We start from the raw sequence: 6,630 nt of genomic DNA on the forward strand, positions 1-6,630 counted from the left end.
TCTCCGGAGGTTCCGGCTTGGTGGTTGGTTCTTCGAATTGTAAGCTGGCGGACGACACAGAAAAAGCGTACGATTAGGGGAATCATTTTTTCATGTTTTTTATTGGCGGTGAAATGAGATGCAACTGGTTGAACAATATCTTCGTTTATGTGCGCTGAGGCCAACCGTTTCGGTCGGTCGTCCGCTGGAGATCACGCTGGCAGAAGTCGCGGCGATTTTGTGCTGTACGCTGCGCAATGCCACATTGACATTGAAAAAAATGCAAGCCCGCGGCTGGCTCGGCTGGCAGCCGGGACGAGGCAGGGGGAATCATTCCGTTCTGACCCTCCTTTTGGAACCGGCAGATTTGCTGCTGTCTGTAGCCAAGGAGCTTGCCCAAACAGGGGAAATTCGCGCGTCCCAGGAACTGATGCAGCAATACGGGGAGGCGTGGCCGACTTTTTCGCAAAATTTTTCACTCTGGATGAAAAGTCAGTTTGGAGCGCGGGTGACGCGGGAAAAGGGTAGTAATAGCCGAGTCGATACATTGCGCTTGCTGCTCGATCGCCCGTTTGAAGCACTGGACCCGATTCATGTTTTGCTGCGTTCGCAAACGCATTTGGTCAAGCATCTGTTCGATACGCTTGTCCGGTTTGATCCGCTCACGAAGCGAATAGAGCCGCAGTTGGCCTTTCATTGGGAGACGGACGAGAGCGGAAAGCGCTGGACGTTTTACTTGCGAAAAGGCGTGCTGTTTCACCATGGCCGCCTGCTGACTGCTGACGACGTCCGTTTTTCCTTGCTGCGCCTGATGGAGCAATCGTTCAAGCATCGCTGGCTGGCTCGTTCTATCGAGTCGGTAAACGTCTGTGATGACTATGTCGTGACGATTGAGTTGAAAGAGCGGGATGAGCTGTTCTTGCAAGCGTTGAGCAAAGAACAACTGTCGATTGTCCCGCGTGACTACACCGAGCAGATGGGAGAGCAGTTCTCGCGGTTGCCGGTAGGGACAGGGCCGTTTCGCGTTGTGCGCCACGACGATTCCATGCTTGTCCTTGAGGCGTTCGCGCCGTATTTTGCCGGGCGGCCGTTTTTGGACAAAATTGAAATCTGGTGCGTCCCTGGCATGGGGCAAGCGGACTGGGCAGATGAGAGCGTGCTGACTGTGGCGAAAGCGAGTTCGCTCCAGGAAGCGGAGGCAGAGCTTGCGTGGAACGAAGTCGCCCGGCAGGAGAAATGCTTTCAGTACGTCAGTTTGAATGCAGCCAAAAAAGGCCCTTTGGCGGACGCTTCCTTTCGCAGCTTGCTTGCGGAGCTTTTGGCTGGCCCTGCGCTCAGGGAGGAGTTGCAGGGCGGCAGGGAGCAGGCGGAGGTATGGGGAGGATATCGGCAGACGGCAGGCTCCACTCCAGACGATCCAGCGGAAATCGCCTGCCTGGTAGATGCCAGAGGCTACGGCAAAGAGACGCTCAGCCTGTACACTTATCCAGACGCGGATCACATCGAGGATGCCGAATGGATTCGGGACAAGGCCAAAGCGTACGGCATTCCGATCGAGATTCAGTACGCCACTCCGGAAGAACTGGCTTTACCTGCCTTGCTGCAACACGCTGATCTCGTCGTCGACAGCGCCAATGTGGACGAGCGAACGGAGCTGTCGCTCGTCGAGTTTTTGCTGGCAGAAGCCTTGAGCATCACGCACCATCTGACTGCACACGGCAAAGCGGAGCTGGAACGGCTGATTCGCAGCTTGGGGCAAACTACGCTGACAGAGGAGCGTCAGACGATTGTGCGCACGATGATGGAAAAGCTGATGGCTGATCATATTTTTGTGCCCCTGTACGCCAATCGCGTCGAGATGAAAGCACACCCTCGTCTGTCGGGAATCAGCCTGGACGCGTACGGCTGGATCGATTTTCGGACGGTCTTTGGGCGATAATCGCATTCTCTGCCTTTGTTCATATAGGGAATGGCCGACTTCGCCCGAAAATGTGGCGAAATCGCGCCTCCCAGCCAAAGAGAAGCAAAAATTTGTCACACATTCATATGAAACCGCTTTCCTTTTTTATCGTATTATTAGATGTATATATCATCGTTTGTTTATTACTTGTTCGGAGGAGGAACGACACGTTGTATACCAAAACGGAAAAAGACAAACATATTTTGTTTGCATCCTTGCGCTTGATGATTTGCGTCGGGCATGCCGACGGTTATATAGGTTCCCGGGAAGTTGACCGCATTCATGACATTGTCAATTCGGAACATTTTACGCTAAAAGAGCGGCAAATCCTCATGGATGACATCGATTACCCGAAACGTCCCGAGGTGATCGTAGAAGACATGGTCGACCTGAGCCAGAGCGAGAAGCTCGTCATGATGCGCAAGCTGTACCATATGGCGCTGATTGACCGGAAGCTGTCGCCGCTGGAGACGAAGGAAATCGCGCGCATCGCTTGCCTGATCGGCATTTCCCAGGAGAAGCAGGCGCAAGTGGAAGAATGGATTCGCGAAGGGATCGCCTGGCGCGATCGCTGGAAAGAGATCGTCGGCGACTAATTACGACCCCAATCGCATTGGGGTCTTTTTTATTGTCCAGATGTGTCGCAAGTTGCGGGCGGGAAGCTTGGCTTGGCAAAGCTTTCTAAAGTACAATAAAAGGAAGTGTGAAGCAAATGCGACTAGGCGCCACGATGAAGGAGGAGATCTTATGTTGCGAATTTTAGTTACGAATGATGACGGCATCGAGGCATTGGGCATCAAGCGGCTGGTGGAAGCGCTGCTCGTACTGGACCAGGCAGAAATCTTTGTGGTGGCTCCCGATGAGGAAAAAAGCGGCGTTGGCCACGGGGTGACCTATCGCACGCCACTGGCAACGGAAAAACGCGACTTTTACGGTCTTCCCGTCAAAGCGTGGGCGGTGAACGGCAATCCCGCCGACTGCGTGAAAGCCGCCTATCATTTGCTGTTTGCGGCAGAAGAAAAGCCCGATATCGTGTTCTCGGGAATCAACGTAGGGACGAATTTGGGGCGCGACATATATTACTCCGGCACATGCAGCGGGGCCAGAGAAGCGGTTATTTTGGGAGTTCCCGGCGTTGCCCTGTCCTATGACAACTGGTACGACCAGGAAAATTACGGCGACGTCGTACAGATGATCGCGCCGCTCGTGAAAGATTTTGCGGAGCGAGCCGGAAAAGGCGAATTGGCGCCAGAAGTTTTCTGGAATATCAACATTCCGCACGTCCCGCTTGCGCAAGTCAAAGGGATTGTTCCGGCGACGCTTTCGCTGCATCATTATGAGGACAAGTACAGCGAAGCAGCAGAAGGATATTTTTTGATGCGGGAGTACCCGCAGGTGATGCCGATTGCAGAGCCGTATGACTACGACCTGGTGAAGCATGATTACATCGCCGTCACGCCTGTCCATATCGATGCCACGGATCGTTCGCTGCTCAAGCAGATGGACGGCTGGCCGCTGATGCAGCCATGGGAAAAGCAGGGGGAGCAGCCAGATGAATGAGGAGTTCAATCCCGTGCTTGCCCCGGACCCGGCTCTGCGCTCTCCCGTCAAGGAGACGCAGGGCGAGGTTCTCGATAAGCACGATTTTTTCGACTTGTACCAGCTCGCCAGCGAAGCGGGGCTGCCTTATTTTGCCCGCATGAACGGAACAGGAGAGGTCGAGCTGTACCTGGTGTTTGAATCGGTGGACGCTTTTGTCGAGCAGACGCGGGATGCTGTCTCTGTTGAGTTCAAGACGTATCAAGGCAAGCTTTTGGGCGTGATCTGGACGCTGTCTGATCCGCTCCAGCCGCTCGGCTTTCCGCTCACTTTTGACATCCAATTGGCGGAGCAGCGGGGAATGGCGTTGCGAATGCTGGAACAGCCTTGTACGCTCCTGCACTATTTGGCTTACGGGGAAGGCGAGCTGACGCATATTTACTCCGAGTCCATCTTTTTTTCCGCAGGAGAAGTCGAGCGCACCCGGGAAATGATTCGTTCCCTTTTTGATGGGAAAGTCGAGACGATCCCGCAGGAAGCGCAGGTGCGCGAGGAAGAAATGCGAAGCATCGCGGCACTGTCTTTTCCCGACACGGTTTTCACGGAAGAAGGGCTGGCTTTTGTCCTCGACTACAGACGGATGCAGGCCGTACATGGCGAAGAAGGCGCCCAGCATCTGCTGATGAGCACCGTTCGCCAGGCTGTCTGGGTGATGCGCAGACACGCGCGCAGCGAGGTGCGGGAGTCCGCGTTTACCGTATGGGTGGCGGAGCGCGGCGAACTGCTCGATCTGATTGTCACCCCAGGGCTTGGGCACTTGTTTGAGGTCATCCACATGGCAGAGGAGGACGCCAATCCGTTTTCCCGCTTCCTGTTGACGCTGCCGGAATATGTGGAGACAAAAGAAGTTTCTGCGCTCGGTCTGGGCGCGTATCCGCTTTTGCGCTATGAAAATGGCGTACTCTATCATTTGGAGCTGGACGAAAATGTACAGGCGCATCTGCAAACCCTGTTCGTGAAAGCGTTTCCGGGCATGCCTGTCCCGTATCAGTAAATGTTGCAACATTGTGAAATAGCATTTTCATAGGAATCTTTTGCCCTTCGATGAAATAAGGGTAAATAAGTCATTTTTCAACAAAGGATACGACAAGGGGAAGTACGAAGTAATAAAGCAGATAATCCGTTGGGGAGAGGTGACGACGATGTACGCTGTAGAGCCCGATTTGTTCCAGGCTGTTTCCGATTGCGCTCACCGTTTTCAAGGGGAGATCGAACAATTGGCAAAGCGTCATGCACTAACGATTGAGGGAGGTCTGCCTGCGCTTGAATTGCAGGTGCAGCCTCAATGCCAGGCTTTGCTGGAGTACAACTTGTGGGGGGAAGCGGGACTCGTCGCGATCCACGGCAAACTAAACTTGCGGGGCGGAGTAAAAAAAGATTCATTTTCCATCATGATGAAATTCTCGCTGTCTCATGATCCGGAACTGGACATCGAGGGCAAGAAACTGCGGATTGAGGAAATTTTGTACGGCGAAGCTGACCTGTTCTGGAACATACCTCCGGCGGGGCATGTCGGGCACGTCGAGCTGACACTTCGCTTCACCTATCAACCTGGCTCTGGACGACTGGGCGAATATGTGCGCAGCGTTTTGGGCATCGTAACCGGAAAGATGATGGCTGCCTAAAGCGGCGTAGATGGTAAAATGGCTCTCCGTCACAGGAGGGCTATTTTTCGTTGAGGCAAGAAGGCAGTCAAAAGGAGGACGAAAAGACGTCTATGCGTTTGTTCGTGGCATTGGATATTCCAGAAGAAGCGGTTCAATATATTTCCGCTGTCCAAGAACGGCTCAAGCCGGAAGTGATGGCAGACAGATGGCAGCCGCTGCACAATCTGCACCTGACTCTGCATTTTCTCGGAGAGGTGGACGAGCGGCTTGTCCCGGCTGTTTGCGAGGACATGGACATCGTCAGCGCGATTATCGAGCCGTTCACCTTGCGCATCGGCGGCTTTGGCGCATTCCCGCACGCCCAGCATCCTCGCGTCTTGTGGCTCGGACTGCGCGGGCAAACGAATCCGCTGAAGCAGTTGCATCTCTTGCTCGCCAGACGTTTTGAGCTGCATGAGGGCGTGGCGTATGACCGCAAGCGCTATCGGCCGCACATCACGCTTGCCCGCGGGCCGCAGGCAGGAAGCGAAGGACTGCCGCTCATGGACTGGAACGAGCGGTTTTTGGCTCCCGATTCGCCGCGCTGGAAAGTACGGCATGTCTATCTGTACCGTTCGGAGCTTTTGCCAGAAGGAGCCGTGCATACCGTGATTCATACGAGCACGTTTGATAAAGATCACAGCAAAAAACGAGCGGTACCTGAATAGACTAAGAAAAGGACCAGGGGAAAGCTTTCCAGAAAGCGGTGGAAAACGGATGGGTGAGTTCACGACCGGCATTCTTTATCCACGCAAATACGAACCGAAAGTGCTGATTGCCTTGTCCAAGTCTTCGCAACCGTACTTCCACAGAAACATCAATGGCGACTGGAACGCATTTTTCCTGCAGGATGAATGGATTGAAACCTCCTCGACGCTTGATTTTTTGCTTACACTGTCGAAGCAATTCGTGCCGCTGCTTTGGTTTCATGATGCAGAAGACAATGGCTGGGGGTTTCGTCTGTTCGATGCTGGCTTCGAGGTCTCTTCGGCGACGATCAGCTATTCACTGGATGTGGAGATGGCAGAGGCGGAGTTCGGCAGACTTTATCCGGAGATTGACCTGCAGGAAAGAATTACAGACAGCGAGGACGTTCGGCAAAAGTATGAAGACATACTGGACCGGGTTGTGCGTTCGGAGTTGTATCGGCGAGAGGTAGGGAAGGGAATTACCCGCATCAAACCGCAATCCTTCAACCGGATCGCGGGCCCCAAACAGGTGCAGCAGCTGCGCTCGCTGTTCGACTTGCAACTGCTGACAGACGTAGACGATGAGACCGGGGCTTCACTATTGTACGACTCAGTCGATCTTTTCAAAGAGATTTTAGGGATTGAGGAAATGGTATGGGTCAATTATGCGTACTTGGCAAGCGGAGGCAGGGAGTAACGACAGAAAAGGACGGGGGCAGATGGCTCCCGTCCTGCTTTTGGTGCGCCCAGCATGGGC

Annotated in this window: 7 protein-coding genes; all 7 read left to right on the forward strand. The window is 53.9% G+C overall.

Features of this window, described 5'->3' with window-relative positions; translation table 11 throughout:
- The first annotated feature begins 118 nt into the window (after nucleotides 1-118).
- The 7 genes from DEP07_RS09865 to DEP07_RS09895 all read left to right on the forward strand — a co-directional run bounded on the left by DEP07_RS09865 (nucleotide 119) and on the right by DEP07_RS09895 (nucleotide 6,570).
- Nucleotides 119-1,918: an SgrR family transcriptional regulator gene (locus tag DEP07_RS09865; protein ID WP_173597780.1), complete on the forward strand. Its 1,800-nt coding sequence runs from the start codon at nucleotides 119-121 to the stop codon at nucleotides 1,916-1,918.
- 191 nt (nucleotides 1,919-2,109) lie between these two features.
- Entirely contained in the window at nucleotides 2,110-2,535 is a 426-nt protein-coding gene (locus tag DEP07_RS09870) for a TerB family tellurite resistance protein (RefSeq protein WP_063230096.1), read from the forward strand.
- Between the two features lie 151 nt (nucleotides 2,536-2,686).
- Nucleotides 2,687-3,499 (forward strand): 5'/3'-nucleotidase SurE, encoded by an 813-nt coding sequence (gene surE / locus DEP07_RS09875; RefSeq protein ID WP_122964819.1) that lies wholly within the window; start codon nucleotides 2,687-2,689, stop codon nucleotides 3,497-3,499.
- Complete coding sequence (locus DEP07_RS09880; RefSeq protein WP_287102421.1) at nucleotides 3,492-4,532, forward strand: hypothetical protein; 1,041 nt, start codon at nucleotides 3,492-3,494, stop codon at nucleotides 4,530-4,532. Before surE ends, DEP07_RS09880 begins: the two co-directional genes overlap by 8 nt.
- A gap of 148 nt (nucleotides 4,533-4,680) precedes the next feature.
- Nucleotides 4,681-5,163 (forward strand): hypothetical protein, encoded by a 483-nt coding sequence (locus tag DEP07_RS09885; protein ID WP_063230099.1) that lies wholly within the window; start codon nucleotides 4,681-4,683, stop codon nucleotides 5,161-5,163.
- A 92-nt stretch (nucleotides 5,164-5,255) separates the two neighbouring features.
- Nucleotides 5,256-5,852, forward strand: a complete 597-nt coding sequence (gene thpR / locus DEP07_RS09890; protein WP_280649038.1) for an RNA 2',3'-cyclic phosphodiesterase — start codon at nucleotides 5,256-5,258, stop codon at nucleotides 5,850-5,852.
- Between the two features lie 49 nt (nucleotides 5,853-5,901).
- The gene (locus tag DEP07_RS09895) at nucleotides 5,902-6,570 is read left to right on the forward strand and encodes a hypothetical protein (protein ID WP_122964821.1); all 669 of its coding nucleotides are present in this window, start codon (nucleotides 5,902-5,904) and stop codon (nucleotides 6,568-6,570) included.
- The last annotated feature ends 60 nt before the right edge of the window (nucleotides 6,571-6,630 follow it).

This window comes from Brevibacillus sp. (assembly GCF_003521185.1).
Taxonomy (GTDB): domain Bacteria; phylum Bacillota; class Bacilli; order Brevibacillales; family Brevibacillaceae; genus Brevibacillus; species Brevibacillus parabrevis.